14 protein-coding genes are annotated in these 22,483 nt (G+C 71.8%); 5 read left to right on the top strand and 9 right to left on the bottom strand.

What is annotated here, in order from left to right; translation table 11 throughout:
* Positions 1 to 101 precede the first annotated feature (101 nt).
* Positions 102 to 5,567, bottom strand: a complete 5,466-nt coding sequence (locus tag DKT69_RS20280; RefSeq protein WP_109803101.1) for an ATP-binding protein — start codon at positions 5,565 to 5,567, stop codon at positions 102 to 104.
* A 216-nt stretch (positions 5,568 to 5,783) separates the two neighbouring features.
* Positions 5,784 to 7,031, bottom strand: coding sequence for a MalY/PatB family protein (locus tag DKT69_RS20275; protein WP_109803100.1), 1,248 nt, complete (start codon positions 7,029 to 7,031; stop codon positions 5,784 to 5,786).
* A gap of 336 nt (positions 7,032 to 7,367) precedes the next feature.
* Here DKT69_RS20275 and DKT69_RS20270 point away from each other — a divergent pair, with 336 nt between their 5' ends.
* Positions 7,368 to 7,820: a hypothetical protein gene (locus DKT69_RS20270; RefSeq protein ID WP_146231156.1), complete on the top strand. Its 453-nt coding sequence runs from the start codon at positions 7,368 to 7,370 to the stop codon at positions 7,818 to 7,820.
* A gap of 111 nt (positions 7,821 to 7,931) precedes the next feature.
* Here the strand turns inward: DKT69_RS20270 and DKT69_RS20265 are convergent, their stop codons facing one another.
* Both DKT69_RS20265 and DKT69_RS20260 read right to left on the bottom strand, forming a co-directional pair.
* Positions 7,932 to 8,540: an SGNH/GDSL hydrolase family protein gene (locus DKT69_RS20265; protein WP_109803098.1), complete on the bottom strand. Its 609-nt coding sequence runs from the start codon at positions 8,538 to 8,540 to the stop codon at positions 7,932 to 7,934.
* Positions 8,537 to 10,741 (bottom strand): alpha-galactosidase, encoded by a 2,205-nt coding sequence (locus DKT69_RS20260; protein WP_109803097.1) that lies wholly within the window; start codon positions 10,739 to 10,741, stop codon positions 8,537 to 8,539. The genes DKT69_RS20265 and DKT69_RS20260 overlap by 4 nt, the downstream gene beginning before the upstream one ends.
* Before the next feature lie 200 nt (positions 10,742 to 10,941).
* Here DKT69_RS20260 and DKT69_RS20255 point away from each other — a divergent pair, with 200 nt between their 5' ends.
* The 3 genes from DKT69_RS20255 to DKT69_RS20245 all read left to right on the top strand — a co-directional run bounded on the left by DKT69_RS20255 (position 10,942) and on the right by DKT69_RS20245 (position 14,993).
* Positions 10,942 to 11,193: an ABC transporter permease family protein gene (locus tag DKT69_RS20255; protein ID WP_109803096.1), complete on the top strand. Its 252-nt coding sequence runs from the start codon at positions 10,942 to 10,944 to the stop codon at positions 11,191 to 11,193.
* The gene (locus DKT69_RS20250; RefSeq protein WP_109803095.1) at positions 11,193 to 13,676 is read left to right on the top strand and encodes a glycosyl hydrolase family 95 catalytic domain-containing protein; all 2,484 of its coding nucleotides are present in this window, start codon (positions 11,193 to 11,195) and stop codon (positions 13,674 to 13,676) included. The genes DKT69_RS20255 and DKT69_RS20250 overlap by 1 nt, the downstream gene beginning before the upstream one ends.
* A 144-nt stretch (positions 13,677 to 13,820) precedes the next feature.
* Positions 13,821 to 14,993: an ROK family transcriptional regulator gene (locus DKT69_RS20245; RefSeq protein WP_109803094.1), complete on the top strand. Its 1,173-nt coding sequence runs from the start codon at positions 13,821 to 13,823 to the stop codon at positions 14,991 to 14,993.
* Positions 14,994 to 15,029: 36 nt separating this feature from the next.
* Here DKT69_RS20245 and DKT69_RS20240 read toward each other — a convergent pair whose 3' ends face one another.
* From DKT69_RS20240 to DKT69_RS20225, 4 genes are read right to left on the bottom strand one after another with little or no spacing between them, the layout of a single operon-like run.
* Positions 15,030 to 15,665, bottom strand: a complete 636-nt coding sequence (locus DKT69_RS20240) for a LutC/YkgG family protein (protein WP_201749757.1) — start codon at positions 15,663 to 15,665, stop codon at positions 15,030 to 15,032.
* Complete coding sequence (locus tag DKT69_RS20235) at positions 15,647 to 17,104, bottom strand: lactate utilization protein B (protein WP_109803093.1); 1,458 nt, start codon at positions 17,102 to 17,104, stop codon at positions 15,647 to 15,649. Before DKT69_RS20235 ends, DKT69_RS20240 begins: the two co-directional genes overlap by 19 nt.
* On the bottom strand, positions 17,101 to 17,811 hold the full coding sequence (locus DKT69_RS20230) for a (Fe-S)-binding protein (protein WP_109803092.1): 711 nt from the start codon (positions 17,809 to 17,811) through the stop codon (positions 17,101 to 17,103). Before DKT69_RS20230 ends, DKT69_RS20235 begins: the two co-directional genes overlap by 4 nt.
* A gap of 57 nt (positions 17,812 to 17,868) precedes the next feature.
* Positions 17,869 to 19,023, bottom strand: coding sequence for an ROK family transcriptional regulator (locus DKT69_RS20225; protein ID WP_109803091.1), 1,155 nt, complete (start codon positions 19,021 to 19,023; stop codon positions 17,869 to 17,871).
* 132 nt (positions 19,024 to 19,155) lie between these two features.
* Between DKT69_RS20225 and DKT69_RS20220 the strand changes: the two genes are divergently transcribed.
* On the top strand, positions 19,156 to 20,112 hold the full coding sequence (locus tag DKT69_RS20220; protein ID WP_109803090.1) for an acetylxylan esterase: 957 nt from the start codon (positions 19,156 to 19,158) through the stop codon (positions 20,110 to 20,112).
* Positions 20,113 to 20,180: 68 nt separating this feature from the next.
* Here the strand turns inward: DKT69_RS20220 and DKT69_RS20215 are convergent, their stop codons facing one another.
* Positions 20,181 to 22,274, bottom strand: a complete 2,094-nt coding sequence (locus tag DKT69_RS20215; RefSeq protein ID WP_109803089.1) for an alpha-galactosidase — start codon at positions 22,272 to 22,274, stop codon at positions 20,181 to 20,183.
* Positions 22,275 to 22,483: the final 209 nt, after the last annotated feature.

Raw genomic sequence — 22,483 nt, 5'->3', positions numbered from 1 at the left:
CATTACCCTACGAGGGACGTCGCGACCGCTCGCCGGGGCTTCACCTGGCCACCGCCGCCCTGGCCGCGACGGCGGGTGGCCTGGTGGTCGCCCCCGACCGGTCAACGCAGATGTGACTCGATGGCCTCGATGATGCGCGGACGGAGTTCAGCTGCGCGGATGACGGCGTCCACGGAGCCGACCTCGACAGCGCGCTGGATGTTGTGCACGCGGTCGAACTCCGTGGCCACCTCGCCGAGCTTCTCCGCTCGGACCGACGAGCGGAGTTCGTCGAGTTCCGCGGTCAACGCGGCGCGGTCGGCGCCGGAGGCGGCCGCTGCGCGGGCCTCCAGGTCCCGTACGCGGGGGTCGGCCGCGGTGCGGGCGTCGACGTCGCCGGAGAAGACCACCGCAGCGGCGGGAGCGCCGCCGAGGACCGAGGCGAATGAGCCTTCCAGCGCCAGCACGGTCATGTTGGGGTTCAGCGCCTTCGAGAACACCACGAACGCGCCGCCGTGGTACCGCGAGATCACGCAGAACACGATGGGCCCCCGGAAGTTCACGATCGCGCGGCCGATCTCGGCGCCGTACTCCAGTTGCAGCTTTCGCATCGACTCGGGCGAGCCGTCGAAGCCCGACAGGTTCGCCAGCACCACCAGCGGTCGGTTGCCGCTGGCCGCGTTGATCGCCCGCGCGGCCTTCTTCGACGACCGGGGGAACAGCGTGCCCGCGGTGTAGGTTTCCGGGCCGTCGGTGGGCGGGAAGCCACGCCGCGGCACCGTCCGGGACTCGATGCCGAGCAGGCACACCGGCATGCCGCCCAGGTGCGCGTCCTGCACCACCGCGGTCTCCGCGTCGGCCATGCCCGCCCAGCGTTCCAGCACCGGGTGGTCCTGGTCGGACAGCGCCCGCATCACGGTCCGGATGTCGAACGGCTTCTTGCGGTCCGGGTTGGCCTCGGCGGAGAAGATCTCCCCGACGGTGGTGAAGTCGCTGCCGGCTGCGGCATGCGGGAAGTCGGAGACGTCGCGGTCGGTGGGGTCGGTGGTGGTCGCCCGCCGCGGCGCGTCCTCGCCGGGTGCGACGTACGTGTGGTCGTAGTGCGACATCAGTACGTCCCGCGCGGCGGGGAGGCTCGGCGCCCAGTACTGCGCCTGCCCGTTCGGGCCCATCACCCGGTCGTAGCCGCCGATGCCGAAGTTGTCCTCGGCGGACACGCCACCGGAGAAGTCGAGCGACTGCTTGCCGGTGAGCACCATCGCCGAGTCCGGTGTCATCACCAGGACGCCCTTGGTGTGCATGAGCATCGTCGCCTCGGCGTTCCAGTACGGCTGCGCGCCGACGTTGATGCCCGCGACCACGATGTTGATCTCACCGCCGTCCTGGGTGAACTCGACGATCCGCTTGAGCGCCGCCGCCACCCAGTCCATGTTCTCCGTGCCCGACTTCATCGAGATCCGGGCGCCGGCGGACAGCGCGTACCACTCCAGCGGCACTCGCATCTGCTCGGCCAGGTCCAGCGCGGCGATCACGCGGCGGCACTCCGGCTCCGACAGCGCGCCCAGCGACTTCGTCGGGTCACCGAGCAGCACGACCCGGGTGACGCCCTGCGGGTGCCGCGGGGTCGACGTGGTGACGATGCCGGCGACGATCGCCGCGGTGTTGCGCCCCTTCGGCCGGTCGACCGGCACCAGCGCATGGTCGTCGTCCAGGTCGTGCTCGACGAAGTCGCCGAGCAGGCCGGTCAGCTCGTACGGGTACACCGTGTTGCGGCTGCTCGCGCGCAGCACCTTCAGCCGGTAGTCGTCGAGCGGCTCGACCGGCTCGACCGGCGGCTCGCCGACGGTCAGCTCGGCGCCGCCGGTGGCGTCGAAGGAGATCCGTACGGCGATCTTGGTCAGCTCGCCGGTCTGGCGGTCGCGCTGCCGCGCGATGAACAGGATCTCCTCCAGCCCGGCGCCGACGGTCGTCGGGCGCACCCGCCCGGCGATCATCTCCATCTCCTCCCGGGTGAGGTCGCTCGGCGGCCACACGTAGATCACGATCCGGTTGGTGTTGAAGCGGGTCTTCGACGGTCGCCGGGACTGCGCGCGGCGGATCGAGTCGAGGCAGGCGGCGACGGTGTCCTCGGTCGTGGGCAGCGCGACCAGCCGGCCGTCGTGCTCGCGCAGCGCGGTCAGGTCGCGCACCTGCGCGAACGCGACGAGACGCTCGTCGGACGGGTTCTCCCGCGCCAGGCACTGGAAGAGGTAGACCTCCTCGTCCGACGACGGCAGCCGGGTCAGGTCGAACTTGCGCAGCCGCTCCAGTTGCATTCGCTGCGCGATGTACGGGTGCAGGCCGCGGATCAGCCGCTCCTCGGCCATCCCGGCGCCGGACGGGCGGAACGTGAAGTGGTGGTGCATCACTGCTCCGCCGCGACCCGCGACGGTGGTGGTGACTCTGCGGACCTGGTGCGGCAGCGGGTGCGCGTTGATGACCTCGAGCAACGCGGTGGCCATCGCGTCGAAGTCCTGCGGCTGGCTCTCCCAGGCGAGGTAGATGTCGGCGTCGACGGCATCCTCGCCGCCGGCGAGTTCGGCGAGCCCGTGCAGCGCGCCGCCCAGCGCGTCGAAGCTCACCGCAGCGGAGACCACGCTCGAGTCCGCGCGCTCGGCGACCACGAAGCTGCAGCCCGCGACCTCACGGATGCCGACGCTGGTGAGCCCCTTGTTGCCGTAGTACCGCCGGGTCAGTACCTCCAGCATGACCGCGTTGTCGAGGTGGTCGCGGACGAGCCGCTGGCCGAGCAGCCGAACCAACGGCTCGGTGCTGCGTACCATCGCGGCGATGCGCTCGGGGCGGTCCGGCGCGTCCGGGTGCGCGTCCAGGTGGCGCTGGTGCTTGCGGACCTCTGCGTAGACGCGGGCGCGGTTGCGGCGCAGCAGCGGCTGGGCGAACCAGGCGAACACCACGCCGCGGGCGAGGTCGGCGACCACGGGGAAACGGACCTGCGTCGCGGCCACCAGCCGCTCCAGCGCGAGGCCCGCCGGCTCGCGCAGCGTCTCGTCCGGCGGCGACTCTCGCAGCCACGCGCGCAGCAGCGCCGCGACGACCGTGGCGTCGGCGGACGCGCGTTGCTGGGCGAGGAAGATCCGGAACACGGCGGCTTCGAGCTCGGGGGAGCGCTCCAGGTCGGTGACCCCGTAGTGCCCGAGCGCCTTGGCGAGCTTCGCCTGGAACGAACTCGGCAGTCCGGCCCGCTCGACGTCGAGGCTCTGCAGGTAGGTGTGGAAGTACTCGCGGGCGCTGTGCACGTGGGCGTCGCCGCCGCCGTCCTCGCCCGTGGGCCGGTTGCGGCTCAGCTCGGTGAGGTCGGCGAACACGTTGACGAGGTCGAGTTCCTCGGCCAGCGGCCGGTGGCCGTCCTCGGTTGCCGCCCGACGCGCGGCGAGGTAGTCGTCGAGCACCCGACGGTCGTCGTGCGGGTCCACGTCGAAGCCGAGCAGCAGGCCGCGCAGGTCCTCCTGGCCGCGCATGGCGCGCTTGCGCGCCGGGATCTCCCCGGGCGCGGCGGGCAGGTCCAGCTCGACGGACGCGGCGGCGGGGCCGTCCGCGGCCTCGTCGGCCTCCTCGGCCAGCGGCTCCAGCCGCAGCAACGGTGCGCCGGCCTCCACCTGGCTGCCCACGGAGACGGCGCATTCCTTCAGCCGCGCCTTGAACGGAGCCCGCAGCACCGTCTCCATCTTCATGGCCTCCAGCACCAGCACCGGCGCGCCCGCCTCGACCTCGGCGCCGACCTCCAACGGCGTGGCGACGACCAGCGCGGGCATGGGTGAGCGGACGACGCCGCCCTCGTCGCGGCCGACCCGGTGCGTCACGCCGTCCACCTCGACCAGATGGATCGGCCCGTGCGTCCCGGTGAGCAGGCGGTACCGGACGCCGTTGACGACGATCTGCCCGGTGTGCCGGTCGAAACGGTCGAGCTCGACGTCGGCGGTGCGGACGGCCGCGCCCGCTTCGATGCGGACGCGGAACCGGTGCGCGCCGACCCGCGCCACCCGCACCCGGTAGCTGACGCCGCGCAGCTTGAGGTCCAGCGGTCGGCCACTCTTGTGCTGCACCTGCGGCCGCCCGCCGAACGCCGTCGACAGCAGCCGCTGCCGCTCGATGCGTTCCTCCTCCTCGTACGCCTCGATGGCGGCGGCCGCCAGCGCGACGGCGGAGTGCCGCTGCGCGACGAGCCTGCCCGCGCCGCGGACGCGGTCGATCCAGCCGGTGTCCGCGCTCGCGTCGATCACCTCGGGCTGGTCGAGCAGGTCGAGCACGAAACTCTTGTTCGTCGCGCCGCCCTCGATGATCACCGTGGTGTTCGCCATCGCCCGGCGCAGCCTGCCGAGCGCCTCGTCGCGGTCGCGACCGTAGGCGATGATCTTCGCGATCATCGAGTCGAAGTCGGCCGGGATGGTGTCACCCTCGCTGACGCCGGTGTCCACCCGGATGCCCGGCCCGGCGGGCAGGTCCAGCCGCGCGATGCGGCCCGGGGAGGGCGCGAAGTCGCGGTCGGGGTCCTCGGCGTTCAGCCGGGCCTCGATGGCGTGCCCGCGCTCCACCGGCGGCTCGCCTTCGAGCCGCCCGCCCGCGGCGACGTGCAGCTGCGCCTTGACCAGGTCGAACCCGGTCGTCGACTCCGTGATCGGGTGCTCGACCTGCAGGCGGGTGTTGACCTCGAGGAACGCGAACAGCCGGTCGCCAGGGTGGTAGAGGAACTCGACGGTCGCCGCACCCCGGTAACCGACCGCGACGGCCAGCCGTTCCGCCGACGCCTTGAGCTCGGCGACCTGGGCCGGGCTGAGCACCGGCGACGCCGACTCCTCGATGACCTTCTGGTTGCGCCGCTGCACCGAACAGTCACGGACACCGAGCGCCCACGCAGTGCCCTGGCCGTCGGCGATCACCTGGACCTCGACGTGCCGGGCACCGGTGACCAGGCGCTCCAGGAACACGACGCCGCTGCCGAACGCCCGCGCCGCCTCCTGGCTGGTGCGCTCGTACGCGTCGGCGAGTTCGGCCGCGTTCGTGATCACGCGGATACCGCGCCCGCCGCCGCCCGCAGTCGCCTTCAGCATCAGCGGATAGCCGATCTCGGTCGCCGCCGCCAGGGCGGCGTCCAGGGTCTCGACCGCGCCACGGCTCCACGGCGCGACCGGCACGCCGACCTCCTCGGCGATCAGCTTCGCGCCGATCTTGTCCCCGAGCTTGCGCATGGCCTCCGCGCTCGGCCCGACGAAGGTGACCCCGACCTTCTCGCACAGCTCCGCGAACGCCGGGTCCTCTGCGACGAAGCCCCAGCCGACCCACGCGGCGTCGGCCCCGGTCTCCACCAACGCGCGCTCCAGCACCTTCAGGTCCAGGTACGGGCGCGCGGACGCGGGACCGAGATCGTAGGCGATGTCCGCCTCACGCACGAACGTGGCGGTGCGGTCGACGTCGGTGTACAGGGCGACGGTCTCGATCCGGGCCCCGGTCTCCGCGGCCAACTCTCGGACCGCGTGGATGAGCCGCATCGCGGCCTCACCACGGTTGACGATGGCGACACGGCTGAACACCCGAACGACCCCTCCGGTAGACCCACGATGTACGCGCCGCGAGACCCCGGCCTCCGGCAGTGATCACCTTTCCGCCTGCCGGCTGGCAGCGCCATGTCGTAACCACCGAACCCGAGGCGGCACCATTTGTAGGAACCGAACAAAACTTTTTGGCTGCCCACGCCTCTCGTCAGGCGGGTGCGAACGGCAGTGACGGCACGTGCCGGGACCGCGGGCTCAGCCCGCCGACGGGTGGTGCGCGTCGACTGCCCGGCCCATGCGGGTGACGGCGTCGGTGAGGATCGTGGGTGAGGTGGCGAAGTTGAGTCGTACGAAGCCTGCCCCGCCGCTGCCGAAGACGTGCCCGGAGCTGAGGGCGACCCGTGCGCGGTCGAGGAACATCTTCGCGGGCCCGGCGACGTCGCTGGCCACGCCGGGTTCGCCGTCCGGCTGCTCGGTGGCGATGCCCAGGCCCGTGCAGTCCAGCCAGGCGAGGTAGGTGCCCTCGGGGCGGTGGTATTTGACGGATGGGAGGTGCTTCGCCAGCAGCGTCGCCAGCAGCGTGCGGTTGCCGTCGAGGCCGCCGAGGAGGAGGTCGAGCCACGGCCCGCCGGCGCGGAACGCGGCGGTGTGCGCGATGACGCCCAGGTGGCTGGGCCCGTGGCTGACCTCCTCCGGCAGGCGCTCGAGGTCGGCGGCGGCCTGCGGCCCGGCGACCGCGAGCGCCGCCTTGAGGCCGGCGAGGTTCCACGCCTTGGAGGCGGAGGTCAGGGCGAACGCGTTCTGGGCGCCGGCCACCGTGAGGTACGGAGTGAAGTGCGTCCCGGGCAGCACCAGGGGGGCGTGGATCTCGTCGGAGATCACCCGCAGGCGGTGCCGGCCGGCCAGTTCGGCGACGGCTTCGAGCTCGTCACGGCGGTGGACGACGCCGGTCGGGTTGTGCGGGTTGCACAGCAGGAACGCCGGCCGGCGGCCGCAGGCCCGGGCCCGGCGGAAGGCCTCGTCGAGAGCGGCGGGGTCCATCCGCAGGTCGGGTCCGAGCGGGGCTTCGATCACCTGCCGGCCGGCGTGGCTGACGAAGGCGTAGAAGGGCGGGTAGACGGGGGAGCAGACCACCACCGCGTCGCCGAGGTCGGTCACGAGCCGGAGTGCCTCGACGACGCCCATCATCACGTCCGGTACGACCCTGGTGTGGTCGACGCGGAAGTCGTGCCAGCCCCAGCGCCGGGCGGCGAACTCGCCGAGCGCCTCGGCGTACGCCGTCCCGTGCGCGTAGCCGGTGTCACCGAGGTCGATCGCGCGGCGGAGCGCGTCGGCCACGGGAGGAGCGAGGGGTACGTCCTGCTCGGCGACCCAGAGGGGGAGCACGTCGGGCGGGTGCATGCGCCACTTCACGCTGCTGCGCTGCCGGAGTTCGTCCAGCGTGAGCAGGGTGAGCGGATTCTGGGCCGCGAAGCCGTCGGCCGAGGGGGCAGGGGTTGCCATGCCGCCCACCCTAGGCTGTACGTCGATGTCACCGACCGTGGCTTGGTGGTCGAGGTGTTCGCGACGAAGGAGGATGCGGACCGGCGGGCCGACTACATCAAGAAGTAAAGGCAATGGACAGCCAGCGGTGGATCTGCCGAACCCGCTCCTCGATCTCTGCTCCTCCTCTCGCCGCCGGTCGCCAACGGCGCGGCCGTCCGGTCACCGTCGTTGACACCATTTGGGGGAGTATGCCGCCAGGGTCCAACAGGATCGGTGAGACATGCGGTAATTGCCGGACAGCTGTCTCCGGGAAACCGCCCGGGCGGCTGTTTGTCGCACAGAGAGGAAACGGGGATGCAAAGACAATGGCGCAGGGCGGCTGTCGCGGCCGCCTTGTCGATCACCGGTGTGCTCGCTGGACTGGCCACTGTGGCGCCGGCACAGGCCGAGACCATGGCCGCCCTGGACCTTCAGCTCGCCGTCGCCAGCGACGGCACGGCCAGTGCGGTGAGCGGCAAAGCGATGGTGCACGGCACCGTGACGTGCGACCAGCCCGCGTCCGTATCGCTCACCGGCGCCGTCTTCCAGGTGGTCAAGAAGGAGCTGGTCCGCGGCACCTTTGGTGCCCTGGTGAACTGCACGCCGGGTACGGCGGTGGAGTGGACGGCCTCGGCCACGCCGAATGGCACTACGCCGTTCGGGAAGGGCGACGCCGAGGTCAGCACCCAGGCGACCGCCTACTACAACGAGTACGGCGACTCCGTCACGGTCGACGACACGTCGATCGTGACCCTGTCCAAGTCCTGACCCCACCCACGCCTGGCGGCCGGACCGGCTACGGTCCGGCCGCCAGGCGTGGGTGGGGCCGGCCCCCGAACAGGGACGGCCCTGCCGGAGGCGGCGGGGCGGCTCGTCACCTCAACGTCGGAGCACCGCCGTCAACTGGGAAGCCGCGTGTTCAAGCCACAGCGCCGCGAGCACCTCGTGACCGCGATGACTTGGATGCACGCCGTCGGGCGCGAGTCCGGCTGCGTCGCCGACGGCGTTGAGGGCCGCGTCCGCCGGCACGAGCGCGGCGTCATAGTCCCGCGCGAGGCTCCGCACTATCGCGATCTTCGGTTCGAGGTCCTCACGCCAGGCGACCTGCTCCGCCCGCACCGGGAGCAGGAAGGGCTCGATGAGCACGAGTCCGACGCGGTCGGCGGCGAGTGGCTCGAGCAGCGCGCGACAGTTCGCCTCGAAGTCCGCCGCCGGGGTCGGGTCGTCGCTGTCGTAGCGTCGCCAGGTGTCGTTGACGCCGACGAGCACGCTAACGAGCGCCGGCCGCGCCGCCAGCACATCTCGGTCCCACCGCTCGCGGAGATCGCGGCTCCGATCGCCGCTGATCCCGCGGTTGAGCCAGTGCGCCTCGCCCCCCAGGGTCTCAGCGATCCGGAGGACGTATCCGTCTCCGAGCCCGGCTGAGTCTTCACGCCGCCCGCAGTCGGTGACGCTGTCGCCGGCGAAGAGGATGGTCGGCTGGTTCATGAGATCCTTCCGATGTCGATGAGCATCGCCTGCTGCGGGTTGAGCGTCGGCATGGGAACGCCGGCCCCCGCGAGCACGGCGCCGGAGAGCTCGATCGGGTGTTCGGCGGCTCGGGCCACCCACTCGGGGTCTCGCCCCTGGTGCCGGCTCGCCGCGCCGAGTTCCTCTCGGATGACGACTCGGTAGCGGGCGGTGCGGTCGAGTCCGGGGAAGCGGACCCGGCCGGACTGGCCGGCCGCGGAGGTCTGGAACCGCACCCAGGTGAACAAGGCCCTCGAGCCGTCGCGGGCGACGGTGCCGTAGAGCGCGGTCGCGTCGTCAGCGAGGTCGGCGTTGACGACCCGCCCCGTGTGGAGGAACGGGCGGAACTCGCGGTACAGCTGCGACCACGCGGCGATGGTCGCGAGTTCGTCGTCGCTCGCGACGGTGAGGTCCTGCTCGATACCCGCGTGCGCCGTGAGCGACGCGACGAGCCGGAACGACAGGTCGGTGGTGCGGGAGGTGGTGTGGGCCCGGGCCGGTCCGACGTGCGAGCCGATGAGTTCCGGCGGCACGAGTGCCCGCGTCCACCGCTCGATCTGCACACGTTCCACCGGGTCATTGCAGTCCGAGGCCCACACCCGATCGGTGCGGTCGAGGATGCCGAGATCGACACGCCCGCCGCCGCCGGAACACGTCTCGATCTCCAGGCCCGGGTGCCGTTCGCGCAGCTCGTCGAGCAGCCGGTAGAGCGCGAGCGTCTGCCGGCGGACGTTCGGCCGGTCGCCGCTCGCCTCGCGGCTGACCGCCTCGAGCAGGTCGCGGTTGTGGTCCCACTTGAGATAGTCGATCGAGTGCTCACGGACGAGAGCGTCGATGCGGGTCAGCAGGTATTCGTACGCCTCGGGGCGGGCGATGTCGAGCACGTACTGCTGCCTTGAACTCGACCCGAGACCGGCGCTCGGCCCGAGGATCCAATCCGGATGCCGTTCGGCGAGCGCCGAGTCGAGGTTGACCATCTCTGGCTCGAACCAGAGCCCGAACTGCAGGCCGTGGGAACGCACGACCTCGACGAACGGGCCAAGGCCGTCGGGCCACACGTCGCGGTCGACGAACCAGTCGCCGAGGCCGGCGTCGGCCGCGCGGCGCCGATGGAACCAGCCGTCGTCGAGCACGATCCGCTCGACGCCCACCTCGGCGGCTCGTTTCACGAGCTGGGTGAGCCGGTCGAGGTCGTGGTCGAAGTAGACGGCCTCCCAGGTGTTCAGCACCAGCGGTCGCGGCGTCGAGGGATGGCTCGGCCGGCTGCGCAGTCGGCGGTGCAGGCGATCCGCGACGCCGTCGGTGCCGGCATCCGACCAGATGAACAGCACCGTCGGCGCCTCGTAGCGGTCCCCGTCGGCGAGGATGACCTCGCCCGAGTGCAGGGACTCACCCGCGCCGATGACGGCGGAGAAGGCGCCGGCTCCTTCGGGGAGGCGTTCGGCGAGGTAGCGCTGCTCGCCGCTCCACGCCAGGTGCATCGCCCAGACCTCGCCGTGGCCGAAGCCGAACGACTGCGTCCCCGCGACGAGGAGGTAGGGCGAGTCGTGCCCGGGCTTGCCGCGATGCGCGGCGCGCACGTGCGTGCCGAACCCGAACGGCGTGCGCTGCGGAGCGCGCTCACGGCACCACTTCCCGGTGAAGTCGAGCAGCTCGGTCGCCCGTTCGGGCACGGGCATGAGCGCGAGGAGGCCGTCGAGCGTGTACGGCGCGCCACCGGTCGACGCGTTGAGGGCCGCGTCGCGTTCGATGCTCATCCGAACGGCGAGCACGCCGAAACGGTCCAGTTCGTAGACGACGGTGGACCGAAGCGCCGTCACCCGGTCGACGAATCGGAACTCGATGCTGCCGCCGACGCCGTCGCCCGGGACGTCGATGCGATGCGACTCGAGCAGGGGCCGCGGGGTCGTCGCGTACCCCGCCGCGTTCCCCGACTGCGCGGTGGTGCCCGACCAGCCGTCGTACTCGCTCGGCCACACGGACAGGACCCTGGGTTCGTCGGGCGAGTTGTTGAGGATGGCGGGTTCGGCGGTGAGCCGAAGCTCCTCGTCGCGGCCGTCCGTCGGCTCTCCGAGATCCGCCCCCCAGTGCAGGACTCGGGGGGTGGGATGGCGCACCTCGACGATGAAGGCGGTGCCTCCGGCACGCAGGGTGAGTACGGCTTCGGCGCCGGAAAGCATGGGTCACAGCCTCCGTGGACGGCTACAGGGAAGTTACTTGACGCCGTAAATTAATCATGTCTACGCTGTCGCGGCAAGCGCAGGGGAAGTCGGTCACCTCGCCGTCGAGCACCGCGCGACAGGTCGAACATGCGGGAGCAGGAAGACCAATGGCGCTTTGGAAATCAACGGCTCGCGAAACGCGGCCACCGCTACAGGCGATGCGGCGTAAGACGCCGCGCCGCCCGATCAACGCGAGCTCCCCGGCCCACCGCGGGGACGCACGGCTCGCCTGGGCGCTCATCGCGCCCTCGTTCGTCGGCTTCGCGGTCTACCCGGCGCTCCGCGGCCTCTGCTTGAGCTTCGCCGGCTACGCGGTCCTCACCCGGCCCCGCTGGGTCGGCTTCGGCAACCACGTGAAGCTCGCAGGCGACCAGTTCTTCTGGTGCTCGCTCGGCGCGGGAATCAACTGATGGCCGAGACGCTCCGCCTCGCCTGGCGGCAGCCCGCACGCGAGTGGGTGGAGGCCACGCCCCTCGGCAACGGCCGCATCGGTGCGATGGTCTTCGGTGGCGCTCAGACGCGCATCCAGGTCAACGACGCGACCATCTGGTCGGGTCACCCCGACGGGCCGGCCGACGCGCTCGCCGATCTCGTGGCGCACGGAGCCGGGCCCGAACGCCTCGCCGAGATCCGGTCGGCGATCGATGCCGGAGACCTCCGACGTGCCGAAGCGCTCCTGATGAGTTTTCAGGGCCCGTACTCCCAGGAGTTCCTGCCGTTCGTCGATCTGGAGCTCGAGACGCGCGGCGCGGCCGTCGCGGAAGGCCGGCCCGCCCGCATCCTCGACCTCGACGAGGCGCACGTGACCGAATCGCTCGCGATCGACGGCGCCGCCGCCACGCGCCGCACCTTCGTCTCCGCGCCTGCCGGTTGCCTGTTCGTCGAGTACCTCGCCGACCGGCCGGTGCTCGACGTCGACATACGCCTGTCGACGCGCCTGTGCGAGGCGGGACGCGACACCGCCGCGACAGGCATCACCCTCGACGTGGTCGCGCCGATCGACGGTGCCCCCCTGCACGAAACGGCCGTGGAGCCGGCTCATCGCTTCCTCTCCGGTGAAGCCGACGGCTTCGACCACTTCGCGGTCGCGGCGCTCGCGGTGCGAAGCGACGGAACCGAGGGTTCCGTCGGCGACACCCTGCGGATCCGCGGGGCGAGCCGGCTGCTGATCGCTCTTTCCACGTCGAGCCGGGCCGCATCGTGGTGGGCCGACCCTGACGGCGCCGACTGGCGCAGCTCCTCCCGCGAGGAGATCCGGGAGCGCGCGCTCTCGAACGCGACGGCCGCCCTGCGGCAGACGGCGGACGAGCGGTTCTCCGAGCACCTCGCGGACGTGCGGGACCATGCCTCGGGGGCGCGCTTCGCGATCGGCGGTCGGCGGGCCGGCACCTGGGACGTCGAGCGCGACATTCTCCAGGGCGACGACGATGGCCTCCGGGCGACCGTGCTCGCCGAGTACGGCCGCTACCTGCTCGCAGCGTCGTCTCGCTCGGGCAATCCCGCCGCGAACCTGCAGGGGATCTGGAACGACGAGCTCAGACCGCCCTGGTCGTCCAACTACACGATCAACATCAACACGCAGATGAACTACTGGGCGGCACCGGTGGTCGGACTCGACGATTCGACCGACCCGCTGATCGCACTCGTGCGGCGGATCGCGAGCACCGGCTCCGACGTCGCGGCCCGCCTCTACGGCGCCCGCGGCTGGGTCGCCCACCACAATAGCGACCTCTGGGGCTGGAGCCTGCCGGTCGGCATGGGTCACGGCGGCCCGAGCTGGGCGATCTGGATGATGGGCGGCGTCTGGCTCACCCACAACCTCTGGGACCATTACGAGTTCACCGGCGACCTCAAACTGCTCGAGCACACCGTATGGCCGCTCATGCGCGGGGCAGCGCTGTTCTGCCTCGACTGGCTCGTCGACGACCCCGTGACCGGCCAGCTGCGCACCATCCCGTCGACCTCGCCCGAGAACCTGTTCGTCGGCCCCGATGGACGGCCCGAAGCGCTCAGCGTCTCGACGACGACGGACATCGCCCTCATCCGAGCGCTGTTCGAGCGCGCCCGCTCGGCCATCGCCGTGCTCGGCCTCGACGACCCGCTCGACGTCGACCTCGCCGCCGCCCTCGAACGGCTCCCCGAGCTCGAGGTCGGCCCCGACGGCCGGCTGCGCGAATGGTCGACGGATGTCGCGGACGAGGACCCGCACCATCGGCACATGTCTCCGCTCGTCGCGCTCTACCCGCTCGGTCTCATCGACCCCGTCCGCACGCCCGAGCTCGCCGAAGCGGCGCGCCGCTTCCTCGACGCCCGCGGACCCGGGGCGATGGGCTGGTCGTGGGCGTGGAAGATCGCGCTTCGAGCCCGGCTCGGCGACGCCGCCGAAGCCCGAGCACTACTGCTCGAGGCGATCACCGCATTCGACCGCGACCACCGCAGGCTCGCCCCCGTCGACGGATCCGAGTGGGGCGGGCTCCTGCCGAACCTGTTCAGCACGCACCCGCCCTTCCAGATCGACGGCAATTACGGGTTCACGGCGGGGATCGCCGAGATGCTCGTGCAGAGCCACCACGGCCGCATCCGGCTGCTGCCCGCACTGCCTGCGGAATGGCCCTGCGGCCGGGTAGCGGGGTTGCGCGCACGCGGCGGACTCGAGGTCGACCTCGCCTGGGCGGACAGCGCCGTCGAGACCGCCGTGATCCGCGACGTTCGCGGCGCCCCGCACCGGATCGTCGTCGAGCACGGCGACCGGCTGCTCGAATTCGAGCTCCCGGCACACGGCGAGGTCACGCTACGGCCGTCCGACCACCCCGCGCCGACCTGGACATCGCATCTTCGCCGACAGCGTCAGCGCCATCGGCGCACCCGCCGGCCTTCACCGCCGAGCGTATGAACGCGCCGGCACATCAGACCCACCACACCCACCCAACCGGGCGTCAGTGACGGCGCCGGCTCCGCCCCGCTCGCTGACTACCGTAGTGTCCGATCGACGCGTTACCACGCCCTGGCCGGCGTCCAAGCAAGAGGGATCCCGGGAATGAGCGAAGCAGCCGCCGCAGTCTCGCTGCTCCGAGGGGCCTCCGCGGCGGCGGCCGAGGTCTTCAAGAGCATCCTCACGCGGGGCCCGATCACCCGCATCGACATCGCCCGGCTCACGGGCCTCTCGCAAGCGGCGGTCACGAAGGCGGTCGCGCCGCTCATCGGGGCCGGCCTCGTCTCCGACCAGCTCGAGTCGCAGCGCGACGGGCAGCCAGGGCGGCCGGCGAACCCGGTCATGGTCGTTCCCGATGCGCTGGTCTTCGTCGGCATCAAGGTCAACGCCGACGAAATCGTCGGCGTGGCGACCGATCTGACGACGAGCATCCTGGCCAGCGACCGGCGTCCGCTCCGTTCCACCAACCTCGACATCGTCGTCGACGCCATCGAGGCGACCGGGACCACACTCGTAGACCTGCTCGGCGTGCGAGCCGAACGCATCTGCGCCGTCGGGGTCACCGTCTCCGGCGACGTCGACGCGCACAGCGGCATCGTCCGCGAGTCTGCGATCATGGGCTGGACCGATGTGCCGCTCGGGAAGATCCTGACCGGCCGCCTCGACCGCGACGTGCTGGTCGAGAACGACGTTCGCGCCCTCACGATCGGGGAGCACTGGTTCGGCGTGGGCGTGGGCACCGCTTCCTTCGCGATCGTCACGATCGGCCGCGGCATCGGCAGCGGCATACACGTCAACGGGGCGGTCGTCGAAGGTGCCTACGGCGTCGCGGGCGAGATCGGGCACCTCCCGCTGACCTCGCCGGACCGGATCTGCCCCTGTGGTCGCCGCGGCTGCGTCGAGGCGGTCGCAGGCACCCCCGCCATCGTCGCCGAGGTCTCCCGAGGCCACGGCAAGGATCTGTCGATCGACGAGGTCCTCGACCTGGCGCACCGCGGCGACCCCATCGCCGTCCGGACGTTCGAGCAGGCAGCGACCGTGATCGGCACGGCGATCGCGACACTGGTGAACCTCGCCGGGCCCGAACTCGTCATCATCGGCGGCGAGGCGGTGAGCGACTTCGACCTCTTCGAGGAACACCTGCGTGCGGCGTACGCCGAGCACGCATTCGGCGCGGCGAGCCGCTGCCGGATCGTCACGCGCCCGCACACCTTTGAGGACTGGGCACGCGGCGCCGCAGCCTCGGCTATCCGCCGATTGGCGGAGAACCGGATCTGAAGCGCGGCCGGGGCCCGGGCCGCGGCGTGACTTCGGTCAGCGGCCGGGTGCGATCACGTCGTCGTCGGGGATCAGGACGACCTCCAGTCGGCGGGGCCCGTGCACCCCCTCCACCCGGTCCAGCTCGATGTCGCTGGTCGCCGACGGGCCGGAGATCCAGGTCTGCGGCGCGCGCGGGTCGAGCCGGGCGACGGCCTCGGGCACCAGGCCCACGATCTGGCCGGTCCGGACGACACAGATGTGCCGGTCGGGAACGAGCGTCAGCACCCGGCGTCCCTGGGCTTGACCGGCGTCCAGCACGATGGTGCCGGTGTCGGCCACCGCTACCGCGCAGCCGGTCAGTACGGCGTCCATGCCGTCGAGGTCGGCCGGCGACAGAGGGGGTGTGTCCCGGCGGACCTGCCCGGCGAAGCCGGTCAGCCAGTGCCCGGGGATGTCGTCGGGCACCGCGAGCCGGTCGACGCCGGCCAGCAGACGCGGGAGAGCATCGAAACCGTGGTGGACCACCGCGCGGTAGTCCACCAGCCGGTCGACGAACAGCTCGACCAGATCGACGGACTCGGCGACGCGGCGATAGTGGCGCGGCACGTCGACCGGCGTCGGTGCGTCGACCAGCGCCGCCCGCAGGCGGGCGAGGACCTCGGCTCGGGCGGTCACTGCTTTTCCCACCATTCACGGAAGGTCTGCGGCGCGGGCAGCGGGGCGTCGCGCGACCGCGTCCACGCCGACGCCGGCCAGGGCAGCCGGCGCAGGGTGCGCGTCCCGGTCCGCCGATGCCGCCAGGCGCCCAGGGGGCCGGCGGCGCGGCGGGCAACCCGCAACGCGAGGGCCCACCGTCGTGGGCTGCGCATGATCCACGAGAGGGTACGCATGGCCGTCCGCTCCGCCACCGGGTGCGGTGCCTGTTGACGCAGGTGGACGAGGATCTCCGGTATGTCGATCTTGACTGGGCAGACGTCGGCGCAGGCGCCGCAGAGCGTGGACGCGAACGGCAGCGACGCGTTGTCGGCCACCCCGGTCAGCTGCGGAGACAGGATCGCCCCGATCGGCCCCGGATACACCGATCCGTACGCGTGCCCACCGGCCCGCCCATAGACGGGGCAGACGTTGAGGCAGGCGGAGCAACGGATGCAGGACAGCGCCGACCGGCCGACCGGATCCGCCAGCACCGCCGAACGTCCGTTGTCGACGAGCACCACGTGCACGTCCTGCGGGCCGTCGCCCGGGGTGACCCCCGTCCACATCGAGGTGTAGGGGTTCATCCGCTCGCCGGTCGAGGAGCGCGGGAGCAGTTGCAGGAAGACCTCCAGATCGGCGAAGCTCGGCACCAGCTTCTCGACACCGACGACGCTGATCAGGGTCTGCGGCAGGGTGAGGCACATCCGCCCGTTGCCCTCGGACTCCACCACGACCAGGGTGCCCGTGTCGGCGACCGCGAAGTTCGCCCCGGACACGGCGACCTTCGCCTCCAGGAACCGGCGCCGCAGGTGCAGGCGGGCCGCCTCGGCCAGCTCCCGCGGCTCCGCGCCCAGGTCGGCGGGCGCGTCGGCCATCCGGCGGCGGAAGATGTCCCGGATCTGCGTCCGGTTGTAGTGGATCGCGGGCACCAGGATGTGTGACGGGGTGTCGTCGCCGAGCTGCACGATCAGCTCGGCGAGGTCGGTCTCGTGGGCGGCGATGCCGGCCGCCGCCAGGGCCTCATTGAGCTCGATCTCCTGGGTGGCCATGGACTTGACCTTCACCACCTCATCGGCGCCGGCCGCGCGGGTCAGCTCGACCACGATCCGGCATGCCTCGGCCGCGTCCCGGGCCCAGTGCACCCGGGCGCCGGCGGCCGTGGCCGCCGCCTCGAACCGCTCCAGCAGCTCGGGCAGCCGCCGCTGCACATCGGCCTTGATCGCCGCCCCGGCATCGCGCAACGCCGCCCAGTCCGGGACCTCGTCGACGGCCCGGACCCGTTTGCCGCGGATCGTGCGGGTGGCCCGGTGCAGGTTGGCGCGCAGCTGGTCGTCGGCGACCGCGCTTCGGGCGGCGGTAGGGAACGGCAGCGGGGCGCGGATGCGGCCACCGCCGGTGGACGGAACTCCGGCGGGGGTGGCGGGGTGTCTCATGCGTAGTGTCCCGTCATGGCGAGGATCTCGGCGTAGTGCATCGCCCGTACGCCGGAGCGGGCGCGGTCCAGGCCGCCGCCGATGTGGGCCAGGCATGAGTTGTCCGCCGCCGCGAGCACCGCCGCGCCCGTCTCGCGTACCCGGGCGCACTTGTCGGCGAGCATCGCGGTGGACACCGCAGCGTTCTTCAGCGCGAAGGTGCCGCCGAAGCCGCAGCACTCGGTAGCGTCGTCGAGTTCGACGAGGCGGATCCCCCGGACGTGGCGCAGCAGGGTGAGCGGCTTGTCGCCCAGCCGCAGCATCCGCAGGCTGTGGCAGGTCGGATGGTAGGTGACCGTCTGCGCGAACGCGGCGCCGACGTCGGTGACGCCGAGGACGTCCACGAGCAGCTCGGAGAGTTCATAGGTGCGGCCGGCGACGGAGGCCGCAGCCGGGTGCAGGCGAGGGTACTGGTCGCGGATCATGGCGGTGCACGAGCCGGACGGCGCGACGACAGCGTCGTAGCCGTCGAAGGTGTCGGCGAAGCCGCGGACCATCGGCACCGCCTCCGCCCGGTACCCGGTGTTGGCGTGCATCTGACCGCAGCAGGTCTGCGCGACGGGGAACTCGACGGTGTGACCGAGTCGCCGCAGGATGCGGGTGACCGCGATGCCGGTCTGCGGATAGGCGAGGTCGTTGACACAGGTGATGAACAGGGCGATGCGCACGGCGGGTCCTCGGGGACGTTCGGCGGCACTCCGGCTGGGGTGGAGTTGACGCCGGATTCAGGAAGCGACGAGCGCCTGGATGCTCACCGTGGCCGCTCCACGCGCCCACTCCTCGAAGGGCAGCGGGCGGATCGACAACGGGCACTCGGCGGCGGCGCCGAAGGCCTGGCGCTCGAAGCCCGCACGGATGTGTGTCTCGAACAGGTCGTAGGCGGCCAGGCCTTCGCCGGACACGACGATCCGGGCCGGCCCGACCAGGTTCGCGACCGCGGCGATGCCGCAGCCGATCGCGTTGCCGGCGCGGGCGAAGACGGCGCCGACGCGCTCATCGCCGCGGCGTGCCAGATCCACCGCTTCGTCGAAGGTGAGCTCCGGCCGTCCGGAGCGTTGCCGCGCCTGTCCGACGATGGCATCGGTGCCGGCGATGGCCTCCACGCAGCCGCGGCCGCCGCAGTGGCAGGTGGGGCCGTTCGCGTCGATGCCGATGTGGCCGATCTCGCCGGCGACACCGTGCGAGCCGGAGACGAGCCGGCCGCCGATGACCAGGCCACAGCCGATGCCGGTGCCCACCGTGACGAGGGCGAACGACTCCGCGCCCACGCCCTCGCCGAACCAGTGCTCGGCGGTGGTCAGCGCCTTCACGTCGTTCTCGACCGTGACGGTGAGCCCGGTGAGCTTTTCCGCGCGTTCGCGCAGCGGCACGTTGTGCCACCGCAGAAATGGCGAGTACCGGACCAGGCCGGTGGTGGGGTCCACGTCGCCGGAGACGGCGAGCCCCAGTCGGCGGGTGCGCGCCCGGTAGCCACCGGGGCTGTCGAGCAGCTCGTCGACGAGGTGGCCGAGCTCGGTGAGGACGGCCTCGACGTCGGGGTCGGTCAGCGGCCGGTGGATCGCGGTGCGCACCTGCGCGCACAGATCGCAGACGACGCCGATCAGCTCGTCAGCCGTGATCTTCACGCCGACGAAGAACTCGCGGTCGGCCCGGACGGCCAGGGGGCTGGCCGGCCGCCCGGCACCCGGTCCCGTCCGCTCGGTCGCGGCCAGTTCGTGCAGGTAGCCCATCTCGATGAGTGGCCGTGCGGCCTTGGTGACAGCGGCGGAGGACAACCCGAGCCGGCGAGCGAGCCGGACCCGACTGAGTGGTCCTTCGGTCAGCACCGCGGTGAACACGGCGGTTACCGCGGGCGCGACGACGTCCGCCTTGGGATACATGGCCCAAACCTAGGCTTAATATTTAACTTCGTCAAGTATTGATTTCGTGTCTTGGGAAATTCTACGCTCGGTCGCACTCATCCGCCCGTCACCGCCCTGCTTCGTCGCCCCTCTGAACCGGAAAGGCATAGCGTGGCTCTGTTCGACCTACCCCTCGCCGAGCTGCTCACTTACTGCCCGGAACGCGTCGAGCCGGACGACTTCGACGCGTTCTGGCGGGCGACGCTGTCCGACGCGGCGCGGCACGAGCTGAAGCCGGAGTTCACCCCGTACGACGCGTTGCTGCCTGGCGTGCGGGTGCAGGACGCGCGGTTCAGCGGCTACGAGGGACAGCGCGTGGCCGCCTGGTTCCTCGCCCCTGCGGACGTGGCCGGGCCGCTGCCGTGCGTCGTGCAGTTCATCGGCTACGGCGGCGGCCGGGGCCGGCCCCACGAGTGGCTGCTGTGGCCGGCGGCCGGGTACGCGGTGCTCGTGGTGGACTCCCGCGGGCAGGGCGACGGCGACACCCCCGACCTGCCTGGCGGCGACACGCCGCAGCACTCCGGTCTGCTGACGCGCGGCGTGCTGGACCCTGAGCAGTACTACTACCGCCGGTTGTTCACCGACGCGGTGCGGGCGGTGGACGCGGCCGCCGCTCACCCGGACGTGGACCGCACCCGGATCGTCGTCGCCGGTGCCAGCCAGGGCGGCGGCATCGCGCAGGCGGTCGCCGGCCTGCACCGCCAGGTACGGGCCGCGCTGATCGACCTGCCGTTCCTGACCCACTTCCGGCGCGCCACCGAGATCACCGACTCGCACCCGTATCAGGAGCTGGCGGACTTCTGCGCGACGAACCGTGACCGGATCGAGCAGGTGTTCCGCACGCTGGGCTACTTCGACGGCGTCAACTTCGCGGCGCGGGCCACCGCACCAGCGCTCTACTCGGTGGCGTTGATGGACGACGTCTGCCCACCGTCGACCGTGCTCGCCGCGTACAACCATTACGCGGGCCCGAAGGAGCTTCAGGTCTGGCCGTACAACGGGCACGAGGGCGGCGCGACGTTCCAGCCACCGATCCAGTTGCGCTGGCTGCGAGACCTGTTGGGGTGACGGGTGCAGGTTCAGCGCCTCGCGGCCCGCCCCGAACCTGATCCGTGGATCCGGCCTTGAGCCCCGGCTCAGCCCACCGGCCGCAGGTGGACGAGCGTGCTGGCGTGGTCGCCTGACGGCAGGTCGAGGGGCAGGCCGGAACCGAGCAGCACGGCACCCGCGTACGTCGCCCCCGTGTCGGTGTCCCGGTACACCACCTCCGGCCGCACTGCGGTCAGCCGCAATGGGGCGGTTGCGTGGCCGTACGGGCGGGTCGGGCACCAGGCGAGCACCACGTGCTCGTCGCCGTGGGCGTACTGCACCGCGGTCAGCGTGCCATCGCCGCGCAGCCGGTAGGCCGTACCGTGCTGGACGACCGGCCGGATGCGCTTGTACGCGGCGATCAGCTCGACGGCCTCCTTGAGCTCGTCGTCGGTCCACGCGGCGAGGTCGCCGCCGATGCCCAGAACGCCGGCCATGGCGACGTGGAACCGGAACCGCAGCGGAGTCTCCCGGGCGGTGGCCGCGTTCGGGCTGTCGGTGACCCAGGCGCCCATGACCTGGGCGGGGTAGAGCTGGCTGAAGCCGTGCTGGATGTCGATCCGGTCGACCGGGTCGGTGTTGTCCGACGTCCACACCTGGTCGGTACGGGCCAGGATGCCCAGGTCGGCCCGCCCGCCGCCGCCGGCGCACGCCTCGATGCGCAGGCCCGGGTGGTCGGCCCGCAGCCGGTCCATGATCCGGTAGACCGCGCGGGTGTGCTCGATCCACAGCCGGTCGGGATCGCCGTGCCCGGGCCACCCGGCCTCGGTGAACGGCCGGTTGGCGTCCCACTTGAGGAAGTCGATGTCGTGCGCGGCCACCAGCCGGTCGAGCCAGGCGTGGGTCCATTCGGCGGTGTCCGGCCGGCCGAGGTTCAGCACCAGCTGGTTGCGCAGCTCGGTGCGGTCGCGGTTGGTCATGTGCAGCACCCAGTCCGGGTGCGCCCGGTAGAGGTCGCTGTCCGGGTTGACCATCTCCGGTTCCACCCACAGGCCGAAGCGCATGCCGAGCCGCCGCACCTCCGCTGCGAGCGGGCGCAGCCCGTTGGGGAATCGGACCGGGTTGGGCACCCAGTCGCCGAGGCCCACGTGGTCGCCGGTGCGGGCGCCGAACCAACCGTCGTCCATCACGAACAGCTCGACGCCGAGGCTCGCGGCGCGCGCCGCCAGGGCGATCTGGCCGACCTCGTCCACGTCGAACCCGGTCGCCTCCCACGAGTTGTAGAGCACGGGTCGCGTCTCGTTCGGGTGGGACAGCACGTGTCGGCGCACGTACCCGTGCCAGGCGCGGCTGGCAGCCCCGAACCCGCCCGCCGTGTAGAGGCCGGCGAACACCGGGGTGTCCAGCGCCTCGCCGGGGGCCAGCGACCAGGTCAGCCCCTCGTGGCCGAAGCCGCCCGTCCAGGTCGTGCGGCCGACCGGGTCCCGGTGCAAGGTGATTCGCCAGCTGCCGCTCCAGGCCAGCGCGGTGCTCCAGACCTCGCCGTGCTCCTCGCCTGCCGTGCCGTCGTCGACGGCGAGCCAGGGATTGGCGTGGTGGCTGGTCACCCCGCGCCGGCTGGTGAAGACCGTCTCGGCCACGGCGACGTCGGTGCGTCGGAGCTGGAACTCGCTGTTCCAGCCGCCGACGAGGTGGCTCACCCGGTAGTCCGTCCGGTGCGGCGCCGCCCAGGCGGCGGAGTCGCAGCGCAGCACCGTGATCGGGGTGCGGTCGTCGTGGTTCTCGACGGTCGTCCACCGCTCGATCACGTCGCTGTCGGCGCATACCCGGTAGTGCAGGGTGAGGCGCAGCGGGTAGTGCCGGTCGTGCAGCCGGATGCGCAGGTGGCCGCCGTCGACGTCGTGGCCGGCGTACCGCCACTGGACGCCGCGGGTGCCGTCGGCGAAGCGCACGAGCAGGCTGGGTGGTCCGAAGCGGGCGCCGCCCTCCACCGCCAGTTCGTCCACCGCGGCCACCGCCTCGAAACTGCTCGCCGCCGGGGAGATGCGCTCGGCAACCTTCACCGCCTCGGTCAGCGTCAGCGTCGCTCCCCAGTGGACATGTCGCACGGTGTCGTCGTCGGCGAGCCGGATGGCGTACGCGGTGGTCGGGCCGCGCAACAGCCAGAGGCGGTGATCGGGATCGAACAACACAGGGGGCATCAAGTCCTCGGCGGTGGTGGGCGACGCGCAGATGAGTGCCGCCGAGAGTAGGACCCACGCCAGCCTAAATCAATACTTGACGAAGTTAAATATTGGGCCTAGGTTTCGGCCATGTTTCCCGGACCGTCACCGGTCCACCCGCAACCCGGCGCCCAGCTGAGTCCCGCGGTGAGTCGTCGGTCGCTCGCCGTTCCCTGGCCCACCCGCGT

Source organism: Micromonospora sicca (genome assembly GCF_003172935.1).
Lineage (GTDB): Bacteria > Actinomycetota > Actinomycetes > Mycobacteriales > Micromonosporaceae > Micromonospora > Micromonospora sicca.
The sequence above is the reverse complement of the archived record's forward strand: the minus strand, read 5'-3'. Positions and strand labels throughout refer to the sequence as shown.